General features: G+C 64.6%; 15 protein-coding genes. 10 read left to right on the top strand and 5 right to left on the bottom strand.

Annotation, left to right across the window (positions count from 1 at the left end):
• The 10 genes from tssJ (at position 1) to AB5S05_RS01505 (ending at position 13,591) form a co-directional block, all read left to right on the top strand.
• Positions 1–477, top strand: coding sequence for a type VI secretion system lipoprotein TssJ (tssJ, locus tag AB5S05_RS01550; protein ID WP_369285651.1), 477 nt, complete (start codon positions 1–3; stop codon positions 475–477).
• Between the two features lie 3 nt (positions 478–480).
• Positions 481–1,812 carry a type VI secretion system baseplate subunit TssK gene (tssK, locus tag AB5S05_RS01545; protein ID WP_369285650.1) on the top strand — a complete coding sequence of 444 codons (1,332 nt, stop codon included), beginning with the start codon at positions 481–483 and terminating at the stop codon, positions 1,810–1,812.
• Between the two features lie 2 nt (positions 1,813–1,814).
• On the top strand, positions 1,815–2,696 hold the full coding sequence (gene icmH / locus AB5S05_RS01540; RefSeq protein WP_369285649.1) for a type IVB secretion system protein IcmH/DotU: 882 nt from the start codon (positions 1,815–1,817) through the stop codon (positions 2,694–2,696).
• Positions 2,693–6,232 carry a type VI secretion system membrane subunit TssM gene (gene tssM / locus AB5S05_RS01535; RefSeq protein ID WP_369285648.1) on the top strand — a complete coding sequence of 1,180 codons (3,540 nt, stop codon included), beginning with the start codon at positions 2,693–2,695 and terminating at the stop codon, positions 6,230–6,232. Before icmH ends, tssM begins: the two co-directional genes overlap by 4 nt.
• Entirely contained in the window at positions 6,232–6,963 is a 732-nt protein-coding gene (locus AB5S05_RS01530) for a PP2C family protein-serine/threonine phosphatase (RefSeq protein WP_369285647.1), read from the top strand. The genes tssM and AB5S05_RS01530 overlap by 1 nt, the downstream gene beginning before the upstream one ends.
• A 10-nt stretch (positions 6,964–6,973) precedes the next feature.
• Positions 6,974–7,939 (top strand): serine/threonine-protein kinase, encoded by a 966-nt coding sequence (locus tag AB5S05_RS01525; protein ID WP_369285646.1) that lies wholly within the window; start codon positions 6,974–6,976, stop codon positions 7,937–7,939.
• Between the two features lie 43 nt (positions 7,940–7,982).
• Positions 7,983–10,427: a type VI secretion system tip protein TssI/VgrG gene (tssI, locus tag AB5S05_RS01520; RefSeq protein WP_369285645.1), complete on the top strand. Its 2,445-nt coding sequence runs from the start codon at positions 7,983–7,985 to the stop codon at positions 10,425–10,427.
• A gap of 12 nt (positions 10,428–10,439) precedes the next feature.
• Positions 10,440–12,197, top strand: coding sequence for a peptidoglycan-binding domain-containing protein (locus AB5S05_RS01515; protein ID WP_369285644.1), 1,758 nt, complete (start codon positions 10,440–10,442; stop codon positions 12,195–12,197).
• Positions 12,198–12,199: 2 nt separating this feature from the next.
• Positions 12,200–12,700: a hypothetical protein gene (locus AB5S05_RS01510; protein WP_369285643.1), complete on the top strand. Its 501-nt coding sequence runs from the start codon at positions 12,200–12,202 to the stop codon at positions 12,698–12,700.
• 129 nt (positions 12,701–12,829) lie between these two features.
• The gene (locus AB5S05_RS01505; RefSeq protein WP_369285642.1) at positions 12,830–13,591 is read left to right on the top strand and encodes a hypothetical protein; all 762 of its coding nucleotides are present in this window, start codon (positions 12,830–12,832) and stop codon (positions 13,589–13,591) included.
• Positions 13,592–13,723: 132 nt separating this feature from the next.
• On the opposite strand, the gene AB5S05_RS01500 is transcribed toward AB5S05_RS01505, so the two are convergent.
• The 5 genes from AB5S05_RS01500 to purE all read right to left on the bottom strand — a co-directional run bounded on the left by AB5S05_RS01500 (position 13,724) and on the right by purE (position 18,549).
• A complete protein-coding gene (locus tag AB5S05_RS01500) occupies positions 13,724–15,796 on the bottom strand; it encodes a cation:proton antiporter domain-containing protein (protein ID WP_369285641.1) in 2,073 nt (690 codons plus the stop codon).
• A 166-nt stretch (positions 15,797–15,962) separates the two neighbouring features.
• Positions 15,963–16,496: a DUF3299 domain-containing protein gene (locus AB5S05_RS01495; RefSeq protein WP_369285640.1), complete on the bottom strand. Its 534-nt coding sequence runs from the start codon at positions 16,494–16,496 to the stop codon at positions 15,963–15,965.
• 36 nt (positions 16,497–16,532) lie between these two features.
• The gene (locus AB5S05_RS01490) at positions 16,533–16,778 is read right to left on the bottom strand and encodes a GlsB/YeaQ/YmgE family stress response membrane protein (RefSeq protein WP_369285639.1); all 246 of its coding nucleotides are present in this window, start codon (positions 16,776–16,778) and stop codon (positions 16,533–16,535) included.
• Positions 16,779–16,874: 96 nt separating this feature from the next.
• Positions 16,875–17,960, bottom strand: a complete 1,086-nt coding sequence (locus AB5S05_RS01485) for a 5-(carboxyamino)imidazole ribonucleotide synthase (protein ID WP_369285638.1) — start codon at positions 17,958–17,960, stop codon at positions 16,875–16,877.
• Positions 17,961–18,057: 97 nt separating this feature from the next.
• Positions 18,058–18,549 carry a 5-(carboxyamino)imidazole ribonucleotide mutase gene (gene purE, locus AB5S05_RS01480; RefSeq protein WP_369285637.1) on the bottom strand — a complete coding sequence of 164 codons (492 nt, stop codon included), beginning with the start codon at positions 18,547–18,549 and terminating at the stop codon, positions 18,058–18,060.
• Positions 18,550–19,016: the final 467 nt, after the last annotated feature.

Genomic DNA, 19,016 nt, shown 5'->3' with positions numbered 1-19,016 from the left:
ATGCCCCGCTTTACCCTCCTGGCCCTGTTCGCCACGCTGCTGGCGCTCGGCGGCTGCTCGGCGCTGTCACCCTATTCGCACCTGACCAAGCTCGACCTCAGCCTGAGCGGCAGCGACCAGCTCAACCCGGACCTCAACGGCCGGCCCTCGCCGATCGTCCTGCGCCTGATCGAACTCAAGCACCCGGTGGCCTTCGAGAACGCCGACTTCTTCTCGCTCTACCAGCGCCCCAAGGAGGCCCTGACCCCGGACCTGGTGACCCAGGAGGAACTCGAGCTGCGCCCCGGCGAGACCCGCCAGCTGAAGCTCTCGGTCGAGGACGGCAGCCGCTACGTCGGCGTGCTCGCGGCCTACCGCGACCTGCCGGAAACCAGCTGGCGCTACGTCATCCCGCTGCAGGCGCAGGCACGCAACGAGGTCGCGCTGCAGCTCGATGACCAGGGCATCCGCGCCCTCGACCAGCAGGACGAGGACTAAGCCATGAGCCAGCATAAAGTGGTCTGGCAGGAAGGCATGCTGCTGCGCCCGCAGCACTTCCAGCAGAGCGACCGTTACTACGATTACCAGCTCAAGACCCGCACGCAGAAGCTCGACAGCTATGCCTGGGGCTTCTTCGAGCTGGAGATCGACCGCCAGTTCCTCAACATGGGCAAGCTGGTGGTGAGCAAGGCCAGCGGCGTGCTGCCCGACGGCAGCCTGTTCGACATCGGCGCCGAGCGCGAGCCGCTGGCCCTGGACGTGCCACCGAACACCAACAACGTGCCGGTGTACCTGGCGCTGCCGCTGGTCACCGGCAACCATATCGAGAGCCGCCGCCCCGAACAGCAGGACGTGCTGGCACGCTACACCGCCTTCGACGAGGAAGTCGCCGACTCCAACGCCGGCGACAGCGCCTCCAGCCAGGTCAGCTGCGGCCGCCCGGACTTCCGCCTGCTGCTCGGCGAGCAGCAGAGCGACCAGGCCTACGTCAAGCTGCAGCTGTGCGACGTGCTCGACACCACCCCGGACGGGGTGATCAGCCTCGACCCGGAATTCATCCCCACCTACGTCAACTTCCAGGCCTCCGGCTACCTGCTGAGCTGCCTCAAGGAAGTGATCAGCATGCTCGGCCACCGCGGCGACATCCTCGCCGAGCGCATCCGCGCCACCGGCAAGGTCGGCGGTGCCGAGGTCGGCGACTTCATGATGCTGCAGCTGATCAACCGCTTCGAGCCGGTGCTACGCCACTACCTGGGCATCGAACAGGTGCACCCGGAGCAGATCTACCGCGAGCTGCTGGGCCTGCTCGGCGAACTGGCGACCTTCTCCAGCGAGACCAAGCGCCCGCGCCTGGACAGCCGCTACCAGCACAGCGACCAGGGCCTCTCCTTCCGCAAGCTGATGGACGCGATCCGCCAGGTGCTGTCGATGGTGCTCGAGCAGCATGCCATCGAACTGCTGCTGCAGCAGCGCCAGTACGGCATCCAGGTGTCGCCGCTGCACGACCACAAGCTGCTCGGCAGCTCCAGCTTCGTCCTCGCCGCCAGCGCCCAGTGCGACTCCGAGGAGCTGCGCAACCGCCTGCCGGCGCACCTCAAGGTCGGCCCGGTCGAGCGCATCCGCCAGCTGGTCAACCTGCACCTGCCGGGGATCAAGGTCAAACCGCTGCCGGTGGCGCCGCGGCAGATCCCCTTCCATTCGGGCAAGACCTACTTCGCCTTGGAGCTGGGCTCCGAGGAGCTGGCGCAGCTGGAACGCTCCGGCGGCTTCGCCTTCCACGTGTCCGGCGAGTTCTCCGGGCTTGAGCTGAAATTCTGGGCGATCAGGAACTGATTATGACCACCAAGGAAATGGAATACGGCCAGGACGACAAGACGGTCATCCTCAATCGCCACGGCGATGCCCCGGCCAGCAGCCCGCTGACCGACTTCGCCGCCCCGCCGAAGTTCGAGCAGCTGGAGGAGCGGATGATCTACGCCGCCCGCCTGCGCCCGGCGGAAAGCTTCAACATCAGCCTCAACCCGCTGGTCGCGGCGGCCTCCTCGCTGCTCTCGGAGGTGGTGCGGCTCAAGCACAGCTTCGACGCCGAGGACCTCGACGCCCTGCACCAGCGCCTGTCCGGCGCGATCAAGCTGTTCGAGCACAGCGCCCTGCACGACGGCGCCGAGAGCAGCCAGGTGATGGCCGCACGCTATGTGCTCTGCACCGTGGTCGACGAGGCTGTGGTGACCACACCCTGGGGCAACGAGAGCGAGTGGTCGCAGATGAGCCTGCTGTCGAGCTTCCACAACGAGACCTTCGGCGGCGAGAAGTTCTTCCAGCTGCTCGAGCGGCTGTCGCGCAACCCGGTCAAGCACCTGCCGATGCTCGAGCTGATGTACATCTGCCTGTCGCTCGGCTTCGAGGGCAAGTACCGCGTGCTGCCGCGCGGCATGCTCGAGCTGGAGGCGGTGCGCGACAGCCTGTACCGGCAGATCCGCCAGATGCGTGGCGACGTGCCGCGGGAGATCTCGCCGCACTGGCAGGGTCTCAAGGACACCCGCCGGCGCCTGGTGCGCATCGTCCCCTGGTGGCTGGTGGCACTGTTCACCCTGATGTGCCTGACGGTGATCTACGCCGGTTTCGCCTGGGTGCTGGGCGAACAACGCGACACCGTGCTGCAGCCGTACGAGCAACTCGACCCGTCCGCGGGCGTAATCATGGATGATCTGAAATGAAGAGTTTTTTCGCCAACTTGGCCGCCTTTCTGCGCAAGACCTGGGTCTGGAGCCTGCTGCTGGTACTGCTGCTGGCGCTGCTGGTGTGGTTCGCCGGGCCGCTGCTGGCGGTCGACGACCATAGGTTCTGGGAATCGGCCACCAGCCGCCTGCTGAGCATCAGCGCGCTGTTCCTGCTCTGGGGCCTGGCCATGGTCTTCGCCAGCTGGAAGGCCAGCGCGCGCAAGAAGGCCGAGGAAGACGACGCCGACGCCCAGGAGCGCCTGCGCCGCGAGGGCCTGATCGGCGAGGAGCAGGCCGAATTGCGCCAGCGCTTCAAGGACGCCCTGCGCACCCTCAAGCGCTCCAGCCTGTACCGCGGGCGCAGCGAGAAGTGGCGCAGCGAGCTGCCCTGGTACCTGCTGCTCGGTCCGCAAGGCAGCGGCAAGACCAGCCTGCTGGACTTCTCCGGCCTGGACTTCCCGCTCAACCGCGGCGATAACCAGCGCCTGACCCGCGACGTCTCCGGCACCCGCCACGCCGACTGGTACTTCGCCGACCACGCGGTGCTGATCGACACCGCCGGCCGCTACCTGAGCCAGGGCGATCCGCAGATCGACGCCAGCGCCTGGAACACCCTGCTCGGCCTGCTGCGCAAGCGCCGCGCGCGCCCGCTCAACGGCGTGCTGGTGAACATCCCGGTCGAGCAGCTGCAGGGCGGCAGCGAGGTCGCGCTGGAGACCCTGGCCCGGCAGACCCGCCAGCGCCTGCAGGACATCCACCAGCGCCTGGGCGCCGACGTGCCGGTGTACCTGGTGCTGAGCAAGGCCGACAAGGTGCTCGGCTTCGACGAGTTCTTCGACCAGCTGTCGCGCGAGGAGAGCGACCAGGTACTCGGCGCCAGCTTCCGCAAGGAGCAGAACGGCACCGACGTCCAGGTGCTGCGCCAGGAGTTCGAGGAACTGCTGCGTCGCCTCAACAGCCAGGTGGTGCTGCGCATGCACCAGGAGCGCGATACCCAGCGCCGCGGCCGCATCCTCGATTTCCCCCACCAACTGGGGCAGATTGGCGAGCGCCTGTGCCTGTTCGTCGAGCTGGCCTTCAGCGGCAACCGCTACCAGCGCGCCAGCCAGCTGCGCGGCTTCTACCTGACCAGCGCGCCGCAGCTCGACGAGCAGCTGGACCCGCTGACCGCCGGCATCGGCCGCAACCTCGGCCTGGCCAGCAGTGCCCTGCCGACCTTCCGCAGCGGCCGCGCGCGCTTCATCAACCAGCTGCTCGACCGAGTGATCTTCCCCGAGGCCGAGCTGGCCGGCCTGGACCAGAAGGAAGTGCGGCGCATCGACTGGGGCCAGCGCGCCCTGTACGCCGGCGCCTTCGCCTGCCTGGCGCTGTTCGGCGCGCTCTGGGCCAACGGCTTCTCGGCCAACCACGGGCGCCTGGAACAGCTGCGCGAGCTGGCCGAGCGGCTGACCCGTGAACGCGGCGCGATCACCGCCGAGGACGACGCCCTGCGCACCCTCGCGGCGCTGGACAGCAGCTTTGCCGCGACCCAGGTGTTCCCGCCCGAGGATCAGGTGTCCTACCTGCAGCGCGGCGGCCTGTACCAGGTCGAACGGGTCGAGCCGACCGTGCAGCGCGCCTACCGCGGCGAGCTGGAAACCCTGTTGCTGCCTCGCGTGGCGCGCCAGCTTGAGGCGCAGATCCGCGCCAACCTGGGCGACCGCGAGCGCCTGCTGGGCAGCCTGCGCGCCTACCTGATGCTCAACCTGGCCGAGCGCCGCGACGCCACCTACCTGGAGGAATGGCTGGCCGCCGACTGGTCGCTGCGCTACGCCGGCAACAGCGCCGCCCAGCGCGGCCTCAACCGGCACTTCGAGCGCCTGCTGGCCGAGCCCTTCGCCCCCTATGCGCTGAACGCCCCGCTGGTGGCCCAGGCGCGCCAGGTACTGCGCAGCGAATCGCTGGCCAATGTGGTCTATCGCATGCTTCGCGAGCAGGCCCGCAGCCTGCCGGACTACCGCCTGAGCCAGAAGCTCGGGCCCCAGGCGGCGGTCTTCGTCGGCGCCGACTACCGGATCCCCGGCTTCTACACCCAGGCCGGCTACCAGAAGCTGTTCGTCGCCCAGGGCGGTGACCTGGTGCGCGACATCCTGCGCGACAACTGGGTGCTCGGCGAGGGTGACAGCCTCAGCACCGGCGACCTCAGCCGCCTGCTGGTGGAGATGGAGCAGCTGTACTTCCGCGACTACGCCAACTACTGGGGCGAGGCCCTGGCCCAGCTCAGTCTGGAACCGGTCGGCAGCGCCAACCAGGGCGCCCTGCAACTGGCCGGCCTGACTGCCGCCAACTCTCCGCTGCTGCAGCTGCTGGTCGAGGTGCGCGACAACACCCGCTTCAAGGGCATGGCCGAGGCCGCCGACGAGGCCGGCGCCGCCGCCGAAGCGCTGCAAGGCGCCAAGGGCAAGCTGGGCAAGGCCGCCAAGCTGGCCGGCGCCGCCGCCGAACAGGCCCAGGCGGCGCTGCTGAAGAAACTGCCGGACACCGCGCGCAAGACCCTGGAGCGGCGCTTCGAACCGCTGCACCGCCTGCTCGACGACAACGGCGGCGCCAGCGCCGAGCTGGCGACCAGCCTGCAGGCGCTGGACGCCCTGCAGCTGCAGCTGGCCGGCCTGGCCCACGCCAGCGCCCCGGAGCAGGCCGCGTTCGAACTGGCCAAGGCGCGCATGAGCGGCCGCCGCGACGCCATCAACCAGCTGCGCAGCAGCGCCGCGCGCCTGCCCCAGCCGATCGGCAACTGGCTCGGCCTGCTCGCCGAAGACAGCTGGATGCTGGTGCTCGGCGACGCCTACCACTACCTCAACCAGCGCTACCAGAGCGAGCTGTACGCTGCCTACGACGGCTCGCTGAAGCAGCGCTACCCGTTCAGCGCGCACAGCGACAGCGACGTGGCAATCGCCGACTTCCGCGAGTTCTTCAAGAGCCAGGGCATCGCCCAGCGCTTCTTCGACAGCTACCTCAAGCCGTTCGTCAGCGGCAGTGCCGGGCAGTACCGCCTGCGCCAGGTCGACGGCCGCGGCCTGCCGCTGTCGCGCGAGTTCCTGCTGCAGATGAGCCACGCCCAGACCATCCGTCGCAGCTTCTTCGCCGAGAACCCCAACGAGCCCAAGGTGCTGTTCAAGCTCGAGCCCTACTCGCTGGATTCCAGCCTCGGCCGCGCCGACTTCCGCTTCGGCAGCCAGCAGCTGGAATACCGCCACGGGCCGATCGTGCAGACCGCCTTCAGCTGGCCGGCCGACGCCGACGAAGGCCGCACCAGCCTGGTGGTCGAGGAGCTCGGCGGGCGCCGCGTGGGCATCGAGAAGAACACCGGCCCCTGGTCGCTGTTCCGCCTGCTCGACCTGATGCAGGTCGACTACCACAGCGGTCGCGACGTGCTGATGCTCAAGGCCGATCTGGGCGGCCTGCACGCCAACTACCTGCTGCACAGCCAGCGCTCGCCGAACCCCTTCGACCTCGGCCTGCTGCGCAGCTTCAAGCTGCCGGCCACGCTCTGATGCCGACAGTCGCCACCGGCACCTGGCGCAGCGCCGCGCGCACCGACACCGGCAAGGTCCGTGCACGCAACGAGGACGCCTTCCTGGCCCTGCCCGAGCAGGGCCTGTGGGCGGTCGCCGACGGCATGGGCGGGCACCAGAACGGCGCCCTGGCCAGCCGTCTGATCGTCGAGCAGCTGGCCGAGCCCTGCGCCGGCGACCTGCAGCAGCGCCTGGACGAGCTGCGCAGGCGCCTGCACGGGGTCAACCGCCGCCTCGGCCAGGAGCTGACCGTCACCGCGGAGCGCCCGGACACGCTGATCGGCAGCACCGTGGTCGCCCTGCTGATCGAGGGTGAGCGCGCCGCCTGTGTGTGGGCCGGCGACAGCCGCTGCTACCTGTGGCGCGGCGGCCGCCTGTACCAGCTCAGCCGCGACCACTCGCTGCTGCAGCAGCTGATCGACGAGCAGGGGCTGGCCCCGCAGGACGCAGCTCGGCATCCGGCGGCGCACGCCCTGACCCGGGCCATCGGCGCCAGCGAGGCGTTGCAGCTGGATATCCTCGAGCTGCAGACCTGCCCCGGCGATGTCTTCCTGCTGTGCAGCGACGGCCTCTACCAGGGCCTGTCGGCCGACCAGCTGGGTGCCGCGCTGAACCTGCCGTCGCCGCAGCTGGCGCTGAACCGGCTGTTCCAGCTGGCGCTGGAAGGCCCGGCGCGGGACAACCTGAGCGCCGTGGTGGTGCGCCGATGAGGAGCGCGCGATGAACGAGCCCGCCTCGGACCTGACCTACTTCGCCCTGGCCGCCACCGCCGCCGCGCCCGCGCAACCCGTGGCGCGGCCGGCGCTCAGCGAGCTGCCGGAGGTGCTCGGTAGTCGCTACCGGATCGAGCGCCTGCTCGGCGTCGGCGGCATGGGCGCGGTGTACCGGGCCCGCGACCTGCTGCGCGAACAATTCGGCGACCCCGAGCCCTATGTGGCGCTGAAGACCCTGAGCGACGACTTCGCCGAGTACCCGGACGCCAACGCCCTGCTGTACAGCGAGTTCGCCCTCACCGCCCGGCTCAAGCACCCGCACGTGGTGCGCCTGTTCGGCTTCGAGGTGGACCTGCCGAGCCAGCGCGCCTTCCTCACCCTGGAGCTGCTGCGCGGCCTGACCCTCGACCAGTTGCTCGCCGAGCGCCCCGACGGCCTGCCCTGGCCCGAGCTACGCGAGATCGCCATCGCCCTGCTCGAGGCCCTGAGCTACTCGCATGGCCTGGGCGTGCTGCACGGCGATCTCAAGCCGAGCAATGTGATGCTCGCCGACGACGGCCTGCGCTTGTTCGATTACGGTCTCGGCCAGCCGGTGGAAGGGCTGCTGCCCGGCCTGCCGCGCCTGTGCCGCAGCCGCTTCGCCGCCTGGACGCCGCGCTACGCCGCGCTGGAACTGCTCGAGGGCGGGCCGCTATCGGCCGCCGCCGATGTCTATGCCCTGGCCTGCGTGCTCTATGAGCTGGCCGGTGGGCGCCACCCGTTCCGCCGGCTCAGCGCCAAACAGGCCAAGGCCATGGCCCTGGACCGCCAGCTGCAACGCCCCGCGCAACTGCCGGCGCACTGCTGGAACGCCCTGCGCACGGCACTGGCGTTCGACGAGGCGCAGCGCAGGGTCTGCTGTGCGCAACTGCTCGAGGCATTTCGCCGCCCGCCCGCGCCGCGCTGGCAACGCTGGCTGGGCCTGGGCGACTAGGCACCGCGATATCAATGGATGATCTTTCTACAAGGAACCCCGCATGTTCAACCCGGCCAATGAAACCCACTTCAGCCTGCACATCGAGGGCCTCGAGCACGACCTGCAGGTACTCGAGTTCAGCGGCCGCGAGGCGATCAGCCAGCCCTACCGCTTCGAAGTGGAACTGATCAGCGAACAGGCGGACCTCGACCTGCAGAGCCTGCTGCACCGCTACGCCTTCCTCGCCTTCAGTCCCGACGGCCCGGGTATCCACGGGCAGATCTTTCAGGTCGCCCAGGGCGAGTCCGGCAAGCGCCTGACCCGCTACCGCCTGAGCCTGGTGCCGCAGCTGAGCTACCTGGCCCTGCGCACCAACCAGCGCATCTTCCAGCACCTGACGGTGCCGCAGATCGTCGCCACCGTGCTGGAGGAGCACGGCATCCTCGCCGGTGCGTACCAGTTCCAGCTCGGCCCTACGGTCTATCCCGAGCGCGACTACTGCGTGCAGTACGATGAGTCCGACCTGCACTTCGTCCAGCGCCTGTGCGAGGAAGAAGGCATCCACTACCACTTCCAGCACGGCAGCGACGGGCATGTGCTGGTGTTCGGCGACGACCAGAGCGCCTTCGCCAGGCTCGGCCAACCCACGGCCTACCTGCAGGACAACGGCATGACCGCCATTGATCCGGTGATCAAGCGCTTTGCCGTGCGCCTGGAGACCCGCACCAGCCGCACCAGCCGCCGCGACTATGACTTCGAGCAACCGCGGCTGCAGATGGAGGCGACGCACAAGGAGCAGCGCGACCCGGAAGCCAAGCCGTTGCCGGACCTTGAAGACTACGACTACCCCGGCCGCTTCAGCGATCGCAACCGCGGCAAGCACCTGAGCCAGCGTGCCTTGGAGCGCCACCGCGCCGACTACCGCCTGGCCGAGGGCAAGAGCGACCAGCCCAGGCTGCTCAGCGGCCACTTCCTGGAACTCTCCGACCATCCGCGCCAGGACTACAACGACCTCTGGCTGCTGCACGAGGTCATCCACCAGGGCAAACAACCCCAGGTGCTGGAAGAGGCGGTGACCAGTCAGGTCGAACCGGCCGACGGCTTTACCCAGGGCTACCGCAACCAGTTCCGCGCCACGCCCTGGGCCGTGCCCTTCCGCCCGCCGCTGGCCCATCCGAAACCCAGGGTGCTGGGCAGCCAGAGCGCCGTGGTCACCGGCCCGGCCGGCGAGGAAATCCACTGCGATGAGTACGGTCGGATCAAGGTGCAGTTCCACTGGGACCGGCACGGCCAGGCCGACGACACCACCAGCTGCTGGCTGCGCGTGGCCAGCGGCTGGGCCGGCGACGGCTATGGCGCCATCGCCATCCCGCGCATCGGCATGGAGGTACTGATCACCTTCCTCGAAGGCGACCCCGACCAACCCCTGGTGACCGGCTGCCTGTACCACAAGGAACACCAGGTGCCCTACGACCTGCCGGCGCACAAGACCCGCACCGTGTTCAAGACCCTGAGCAGCCCCGGCGGCGGCGGCTACAACGAACTGCGCATCGAAGACCGCGCCGGCCAGGAGCAGATCTACGTCCACGCGCAGAAGGACTGGGACGAGAACATCGAGCACGACCAGCGCATCCGCGTCGGCCACGAACGCCACGACACCGTCGAGGCCAACAGCTACACCGAGCTGCAGGCCGAGGAACACCTGACGGTGCATGCCGAGCGCAAGGTCCAGGTCAAACCCGACGACCACCTCACGGTCGGGCAGAACCAGCACATCAAGCTCGGCAGCGCCCAACTGACCAAGGCCGGCAAGGAGATCCACCTCAAGGCCGGGCAGAAGATGGTCATCGAAGCCGGCACCGAGCTGACCCTCAAGGCCGGCGGCAGCTTCATCAAACTCGACCCCGGCGGCATCACCCTCTCCGGCCCGCTGGCCAAGATCAACGCCGGCGGCTCGCCGGGGAAGGGCTCGGGGATCAAGATCAAACCACCGGTACTGCCAGGCGCCGCGGACAGCGACCTAGCGGGGGAGGTGCTGGAGCAAATAGCCGGCAACTTGGCTACCTCTCAGCCGACAAGGAAACTAAGCAACCGATTGCGAGTACAACTAAAGCGGCCATTTGAAAAGGAAGGCATAACTGGTCAGCCTTACGTATTAAATGTGAACGGAATCGAACACAAAGGAGCCACTACAGCGGGCGGTTATGTTGATCACCCACTTCCGGACGGAGCAAAAAAAGCCACTCTGACGTTCTATCCATTCGGGCAAGAGCATCAGGCATGGACATGGGAGCTCGATATTAATAAGCAAGCTCCTGCTAATGACGTCCTCGGCCGGCAGTCTCGGCTGAAAAACTTGGGCTTCTACAGTGGTGCATTAGACGGGATTGATGGTCCAAAGACTCAGTATGCAACACGTTGCTTTCAACGAGCTTGCCAGCTTACTGACAAGGACCACATTACCGCATCTGAAAAGGACCTTTTGATTAAGCAGCACAATGTGTAGGGAGGCAAGATTATGAAATACGGAAATTTTGATCTTCGTCGAGGCGACCACGATGGAGTTTCACAGCAGAATACGCCTCCACGTTGGGGGGGAGTAGATAATCCCGCTATACAACAAGAGACTGCAGAAACAGGGGCTGTCGGCACTTCCAGCAGCACCGTATCACTTACGATTCCAGAGCATGTAAGACACCTGCAAGAAGACTTGCGAACACTTGGCTTCGCTATTGTGGGCAGCCCCGATGGTATTTTTGGCAAATCAAGTGAATGGGCAATCAGGGAATTTCAGATCTATGCCAAAATGACCCATGTGGCACGAGTTAAAGAAGACAGAATTGGCCAATTGCTACTAACATCCGGCGGGGCTTCGAAACTAATTAACAACAGCGAAGTTTATTACGATAGCTCCGCTCATATTATTGTTCAGGCCGGACAGGCGCCTAACGCACCTGAGTCAACAGACGAACCAAAATCATATTATGTTGAATCTCTAGAGCAAACAGCCAATGGCCATTTGCACACTGGCCCAGTAAGTGGAGTGGTTGACTCAGGCACTAGGGCGGCCATCGAATTCTGGCTGGAAAATCATTACCGGTGCCCAGTCGTAATTGAGGCTTGGTCGGTAAACCAGTCAGGAGCGCGGACTACCTTGTCCGACGGCGGCTCAAATCTATGGAAATATGACAGCTTTACAAATAGTGCTCCACGCATCTTTGCTCGAGACTTCTCTCAATATTACACCTATCCTACCATCAGGCCTGCATCCCAATATCACGCTATTGGTTACTATGACACTCAGGGTGGCCCCAATGCGACAAAAAGGCATAGCTGGTCTCCAGAAGCGGAAATGACAGTCGAGAGCATGCTAGGCTCCCCAGCAAATCCAGAGCAGTTAGCGACGGCACCACTGTCTACATATCGCGCGATACGGGTAGTTGCCGAGGCTGAGTGCTATGGGAGATTTGATGTAATCAACGCCTGGGATAATTCCTTGGTTTCGGCCGGACCATGCCATTGGACAATGGGGGCTTCTAACGGAAACGAATACGACAAGGCCGAGTTTCCGGCATTCATCGCATATTTTGCTGAGCGTAGTAAAGCTGGCTTTAATAAGGTGTTTGGGAATTTTGGTCTTCATCCTGAATATAAATGGAGTGATGAGGATCTTTATTCATCCAGCACAAGGACATATAACTCATGGCTCAAGCTTACTAACGAAACTCATTTGCCATCAGCGCCAACTCGCGCTGAGACTGAATTTAGCCCTCTCTTGAACGCAAAGACAGAAGCCGCTTATTTAAAGAACTGGCACTGGATCTACAGAATTAGTATGGCTGGCAGAACGATTCCTGAATATCGGCAGGCGATGTGGGAAATGGCCAAGCAAAGAATTCAGGATATTCGAAGCAAAAGTGTTAGCTTTCAGATTGGCGCAAGTGCGATAAATAGCACTCTGGGAGACATTTTTACCTCTGAGAAGGCTGTTGCTATACTTTTACGCTGGCATGTTTATAGGCCGTCCCATGTTGTGCACCCTACCTATGAGCGGATTACTGCAGCAATACAGGGTGCAATAAATGATAATCCCTTGGTGAACTGGCAACTGCAAGTGGAGAACTGGGTGGATGCTCATGAGTCTGCGCTGACAGAGCGTCTACTTACTGCAGCGTCAGCTATAAATAATACTATATCGACAAGTATTCTTTTTGGTGCTGGCCAGCCGCAAGGTTCGGTACGTACCGGCAGAGATACTTTCCTGATGGATGCTTGAGTATGAAACTATCGACAATCATATTGCTTCTCATCAGTATTAATGCACTCGCTGGCGAACCTGAAGTATGCAAGGGGAATATAAAAGCGAGAAGTTTTCTCTCCGAGTGGAGGGAGGGTGACAGAGCCGTTAGCATTTTGACTACCATTCAGGGTTCTGAAGTTTCACGGGAGCGGGGGCGCATTGCCTATCAGGCGGACCTCAACAGTGATGATAATCCGGACTACATATTTGAATCATTTGATAGTCAGGGGTCGGCCAAGGATAGAACTTTCGGAATTTTCGTCCAATGCAAGGGCTTTCTCCACTTCGTGGGCGGGGATTATTTTGCGGGTGTGGAGGAGGCTGGGTCGACTAGTAATAACTATAAAGACGTCGCATTCCTCTCCTACCAGCGAAACGACTTGGATGAAATCATATATGTAAAAGGACAGGCACTTACCAGATTACATTTTTGGAGTTTTAATCCAAGCTCTGGTAGATATGAGGGCGACATGGACTAGGCGCTATCACAGGCAATGAAACGGAAAAGGGGACAGATTTATATTTATTAAATAAATCTGTCCCCTTTGCGCTCCAAAATTTGAGGCCATCCTAAGAGAAACATCCTCAGCCAAGGAAGCCTTCACACTATGAAATACACACTATCTACTGTGCTACTGATACCGCTTGCGCTGGCTACCACCATATATGCGCAGACATACACCGTCACAGCCAATAGAGGCGAAGTCACGGAAATCTACCAAGGGAACATGGACACCGGCGAGTTGACGATAAGCTGGGGAACGGAAACCAAGGTATTCGCCGATATAGTTGGCTACGCAGGCCAGACTTACAGAGCCTTGGTCTCGTTCAACGGGGCTCCCGCGCTGACCTACGAAAACGCCGGATCAAACACGCATTTCGAAGTATTTTATACCCTCACGTTCAAGGACAAAGTTCCGGTCATCAATTGCGCATATTTCAATATTCGCAATGGGCAGAACGGTGCCTCTATTCGAAAGGCCGCATGCAATCTATATATGCCTTTGTCGAACGAGAATCAAAACCTGATTTCCACATATTCGGACAATTGGATCGAAGCCTCCAATGCAGTGTCCCTGCAGTCCGTGATGGCCGAGCCCCCTCAAGCTGCCGACGCCCCCCTAGGCCGACTGGGCGAGGTCGATGTGGCATTGCGCTACAGCTCGGTCGAAGACCCGATGTCTGCGACCCCAAGAACCATAGCGACAGCAGGTACGAAAACCTATGAGGTGAGCAGCGGCAACGCCTATTTGGTATATGACGCGGATGGCACAACGCCGCTGGCGCTGGATGTCGAGACAGATCCCGCCACACACACGCTGAAACGCCTGACGTCGTTGGAGCTACTACGCGCGATAGAAGCCAATTGAACCAATCATTCTTGGGGAGAAAGGGAGCAGACTTATTTGGGCTGGCGATGTGCCTGAAAGGAAATGCAGAGCGGTTGCAGAAGTTGAGTACAACCGCCGGGTAGTAAAATAATCAGTCTCTGTATCCCATTTTCACGCCCCCTGCCCCCGCCGCCCCAGAGCCCCCAACCGCCCGCGCGCCAGCTCGAACATCCGCTGCTCCACCCGCTCGATCAGCTTGCGGCTTTCCGCCGGTTCGAGCACGCCTTCGTCGGCCAGGTGCTGCACCGCCTCGCGCTGGCGGTTGAGCAGCAAACGCAGGGCGGTATAGGTCTCCAGCTGGGCGACGGCGGCGCCATGATCGCGGCGTAGCCGTTCGAGGTGTTGCTGGGCCTGCTGCAGGTTGGCGTCGATCTGCTGCTGGGCGGCCCTGGCCATGTCGGGGTCGGGGGCCAGGTCGGTGGCCAGGGCGTGCATCGCCTGCTGGGCCTGGCGGTAACCGCGCAGGGTGCCATACACGGCGGCCAGGTGGCGGAAGCGGGTGCGCTCCAGCCAGCCCCAGTGGGCCAGGCGCTCCAGCCAGGCCGGGCCGGACCACAGGGCCAGCAGCTTGGCCCGCGGGCCCAGGTCCGGGGTGCCGTCCAGCGCCGCCTCCACCGCCTCCACCAGGCGCGCCGCCGCACTCTGGTCGAGCAGCCCGAGGCTGAACTGGTTCCAGTAGTTCTGCCGCTCGCTTTCCAGCAACTGGCGCTTGTAGAAGATCGCCAGGTCCTCCTGCGGACCTGGCTCGCTCGGCTGGAACTGAGTACTGAGCCTCAGTTCCTGCAGGCTGCGCTCGATGCTCGGCCAGTCGGCCTGGGCCAGCAGTTCGTCGCGGCTCAGCACCTCGAGCAGATCGGCCACCTCCTTGTGGATCAGGCCCTCGGCCTTGGCCACGGTGGCACGCTTGGCCGGCGGCAGCTGGGCCAGGCCGAGCCACTGCAGCAGGGCGCTGATGGTGCCGCCGTTGATCACGATGGTCAGCACCACCAGGCCGGCAGTGAGGAACAGCACCTGCTCGCGGATCTCGGCGGCGATCTGCCCTTGCTGCGCCACCGACAGGGCGAGAGCCAGGGCCACCGCCCCGCGCAGGCCGCCCCAGGTGAGAACGATCGCCTTGTCGCGGGTCAGGCCGATGCCCAGGCGCGCCAGCAGTGGCGAGAGCAGGGCGATGGTGACGCCGCGGATCAGGTTCACCCCAAGATAGAGCAGCAGCAGGCTCAACCACAGCTGCAGCGACGGCAGCGCCACCTGGCGGGCGATGATGATGCCGACCAGGAGGAAGATCAGGGTGTTGAAGATGTAGGCGAGCATTTCCCAGAAGTGATGCAGGTAGTGCATCACCTCCGGGCTAAAGCGGGTGCGGCCGACCCCGGCGAGCAGCACCGCGGTGGTCACCACCGCCACCACGCCGGAGGAATGGAAGCCGTGCTCGGCGACGATGAAGCCCAGGTAGGCCGCGGCGATGGTCACCACGGTTTCCAGCACCGCGTCGTTGAACACCTTGCCCACCCAAAACACCACCACCGCCGCCACCAACAGGCCGATCAGGGCGCCGACGCAGACCACACGGAGGAATTCCTGGCTGACGTAACCCACCCCCACCTCGGCCGCGCCGCCCAGCAGCATGCTGTAGAACAGCACGAAGAAGACGATGGCGGTACCGTCGTTGAGCAGCGACTCGCCCTCGATCAGAGTCTCCAGGCGCTTGCGCGAACTCTGCTCCTTGAGCAGCGAGACCACCGCCACCGGGTCGGTAGCGCTGACCAGGGCGCCGAACATCAGCGCCACCGGCCAGCTCCATTCCAGCGGCAGGGCCAGGCGCACCAGCAATGCGGTGAGCAGGGTGGCGATGATCAGTCCCGGCACCGCCAGCAGGGCGATCTGCACCAACATGCGGCGGAACAGGTGCACCTCCATGGCGAAGGCGGACTCGAAGATCAGTGCGGGCAGGAACAGGAACAGGATCAGCTGCGGCTCGATGCCGGCCACGTAGTCGACGCTGCCGGCGAACTCCTCGGCCCAGGACGGCAGCCAGGCCTGCTGCGCCAGCGCGCCGACCAGCAGGCCGAGCAGCAGCAGCGCCACCGAGTAGGGCACCCTGCTGCCCTGCAGGACGAAGCGCAGCAGGGCGCCGCTGAGCAGCGCGAAGACCGCAAATAGCAGAATCGCCAGACCGTGAGTCATGGCTCACCTCCCGCATTCGGGCAGGCACAGGCAGGTGGCGGGCCTGGTCGCGCACAGACAGCGCATGGCTGGCGCGCACGGGCCGTTCGGTGCGCCTCTGTTCAAGCATAGGCAAACGGCCAGCCTCGGGCTGGCGGGCGCAGTCGCTACGCCCTGGGCATGGCGGTTACAGGTCGGCTTCTTCCACCGGCCGCACCGAGCCGGCATCCAGGGCATAGGCGGCATCGGCCAGGGCGTTGCTGACCGGCTCGACCCGCAAGGTGCCGCTGACCCACAGCGGCGCGTAGATATCCGCCAGCTCGATGCCCGCCGGATAGCGCACCAGCACCAGCTGGTTCGGCGGCGGTGGCGGCACGTGGATGCAGGCACCGGGATAGGGCACCAGGAAGAACAGGGTGCTGCGGCCTTCAGCGTCGGTCTCCAGCGGCACCGGGTAGCCGCCCAGGCGGATCGACTGGCCGTCCAGCGCCGCCACCGTCTTGGCCGAGTACATCACCGCCGGCAGGTTGTTGTCGCGCTGCTTGAGGCCGCCGGGAGTGTAGAACTCGCTGTCCCGCTCGGCGCCCTCGTGGCTGATCTCCGGCATGGCCTCCAGGGCCTGGCGGTCCTCGACGGGCATCAGTTCCAGCCAGTCGGTTTCCGCCAGCTCGGCATGCACCAGGCCGCTCAGCAACAGGAGAGACAACAGCAGGTGGCGCATGGTCAGGCTCGCAACAGAGGGATGGAAAAGGGCCGTTCAGCCCTTCTTGATCGCGCCATAGAGGATCAGCAGGACCACCGCGCCGACCACTGCGCCGATGAAGCCGGCGCCCTGGCCGACCCGGTAGATGCCCAGCGCCTGGCCGCCGTAGGTGGCGGCGATGGAACCGCCGATGCCGAGCAGGATGGTCATGACCAGGCCCATGCTGTCGTTGCCCGGCTTGAGGAAACGCGCGATCAGGCCGACAATCAGGCCGATGAAGATGATGCCGATGATGCTCATGTCAGGCTCTCCCTTTCAGTGACAGGCGCCCAAAAGGGCACCTGGCCATCAGACGCAAGCCGGCGCCGGAGGTTCCATCCGGCGCTCGGCGGCGACTCAGGCCTGCTCGATCAGCGCCTGGACGGCGGCAATCTGCTGGTCCAGGGTAGCGCGATCGGCGCAGCGCAGGGTGGCGTGCCCCACCTTGCGCCCGACCTTGAAGGCCTTGCCGTAGTGGTGCAGGTGGCAGTCGGCGATGGCGATCACCTTGTCCACCGGCGGTACCTCGCCGATGAAGTTGAGCATGGCGCTCTCGCCGAGCTTGGCGGTCGAGCCCAGCGGCAGGCCGGCGACGGCGCGCAGGTGGTTCTCGAACTGGCTGCACTCGGCGCCTTCGATGGTCCAGTGCCCTGAGTTGTGCACGCGCGGGGCGATCTCGTTGGCCTTGAGGCCGCCATCGACCTCGAAGAACTCGAAGGCCATCACGCCGACGTAGTCGAGCTTGCTCAGCACACGGCCGACGTAGTCCTCGGCCAGCGCCTGCAGCGGGTGATCGCTGCTGGCCACCGACAGGGCGAGGATGCCGCTGTCATGGCGGTTGTGCACCAGCGGGTAGAAGCGCGTCTCGCCGTCGCGGCCACGCACGGCCACCAGCGAGACTTCGCCGGTAAAGGGCACGAAGCCTTCGAGGATGCAGGGCACGCTGCCCAGCTCGGCGAAGGCGCCGGCCACGTCTTCGGGCTGGCGCAGGACTTTCTGGCCCTTGCCGTCGTAGCCCAGGGTGCGGGTCTTGAGTACCGCCGGCAGGCCGATGCTGGCGGCCGCGGCGTCGAGATCGGCCTGCGACTGGATGTCGGCGAACTCGGGCGTGGGAATGCCCAGTTCCTTGAACATGGACTTCTCGAACCAGCGGTCGCGGGCGATGCGCAGCGATTCGGCGCAGGGGTAGACCGGCACGAACTGCGAGAGAAAGGCCACGGTCTCGGCCGGCACGCTCTCGAACTCGAAGGTCACCAGGTCGACCTCGTCGGCCAGCTGGCGCAGGTGGTCCTGGTCGCCATAGTCGGCGCGGATGTGCTCGCCGAGGGCCTGGGCGCAGGCGTCCGGCGCCGGGTCCAGGAAGGCGAAGTTCATCCCCAGCGGCGTGCCCGCCAGCGCCAGCATGCGACCGAGTTGGCCGCCACCGATTACACCAATCTTCATGCGTCTACCTCATCTACTGCCGCAGCGCCTGCGGCCCTATGCACAACCCGTGGCGGTGGGCTCGCCCGCGCTACGCCTGCTTGGCCCCGCGCAGCCCTCAGGCCTGACGCGGGTCCGGGTTATCCAGCACGGTCTCGGTCTGCTCCTGGCGGAACTGCTTGAGCGCCGCGTGGTACTGCGGGTGCTGGTGACCGAGGATGCTCGCCGCCAGCAAGGCGGCGTTGACCGCACCGGCCTTGCCGATCGCCAGGGTAGCGACGGGGATGCCGGCCGGCATCTGCACGATCGACAGCAGCGAGTCGACACCCGACAGCATCGACGACTGCACCGGCACGCCGAGCACCGGCAGGTGGGTCTTGGCCGCGCACATGCCCGGCAGGTGGGCGGCGCCGCCGGCACCGGCGATGATCACCTGGATGCCACGGGCTTCGGCCTCTTCGGCGTACTGGAACAGCAGGTCCGGGGTGCGGTGGGCAGAGACCACCTTCACCTCATGGGGAATGCCCAGCTTGTCCAGCATCTCGGCGGTGTGGCTAAGGGTGGACCAATCGGACTTGGAGCCCATGATCACGCCAACCAGTGCGCTCATCGTCGTGCCTCATCTCAGTGCGCCGACCGGCGCGTCAAAAACCAACAAGCCACGCGAAGGGCGTGGCTTGTCATGTTCGGGGCAAACCCGCGAGCCGGCGGGTTTTAAGGCGGCGCAGTATAGCCTAACGACACAAAGAGCGCCCCCCCTGCATGACCGTCTGTCGCTGGGCTCGGCGCAGGGAGCTTTCTCTCTATAACAGCGCTGATCGCCCACGCCCCCCGAGCCAGGCGAATGACCTGAAGCAAACTACCAGCGCGCCCCTGCAGGATATGGATACCCGGATGTGCCTTCTCCACCCCACCCTGCCGATGAGTCTATGCTCGGAGTACGAGCGGATTTCGTTGCGTCTTGGGACTTGTTATTTGCGGAAGCGGGTGATGAATGGACGTGGCGAACTGGAATCTGAATATTGATATAAGAATCTGACTGTAGAGTTTATATATCCGGGCTAAGAACAGGATCAA

Source organism: Pseudomonas zhanjiangensis (assembly GCF_041027545.1).
GTDB classification, from domain to species: Bacteria; Pseudomonadota; Gammaproteobacteria; order Pseudomonadales; family Pseudomonadaceae; genus Aquipseudomonas; species Aquipseudomonas zhanjiangensis.
The sequence above is the reverse complement of the archived record's forward strand: the minus strand, read 5'-3'. Positions and strand labels throughout refer to the sequence as shown.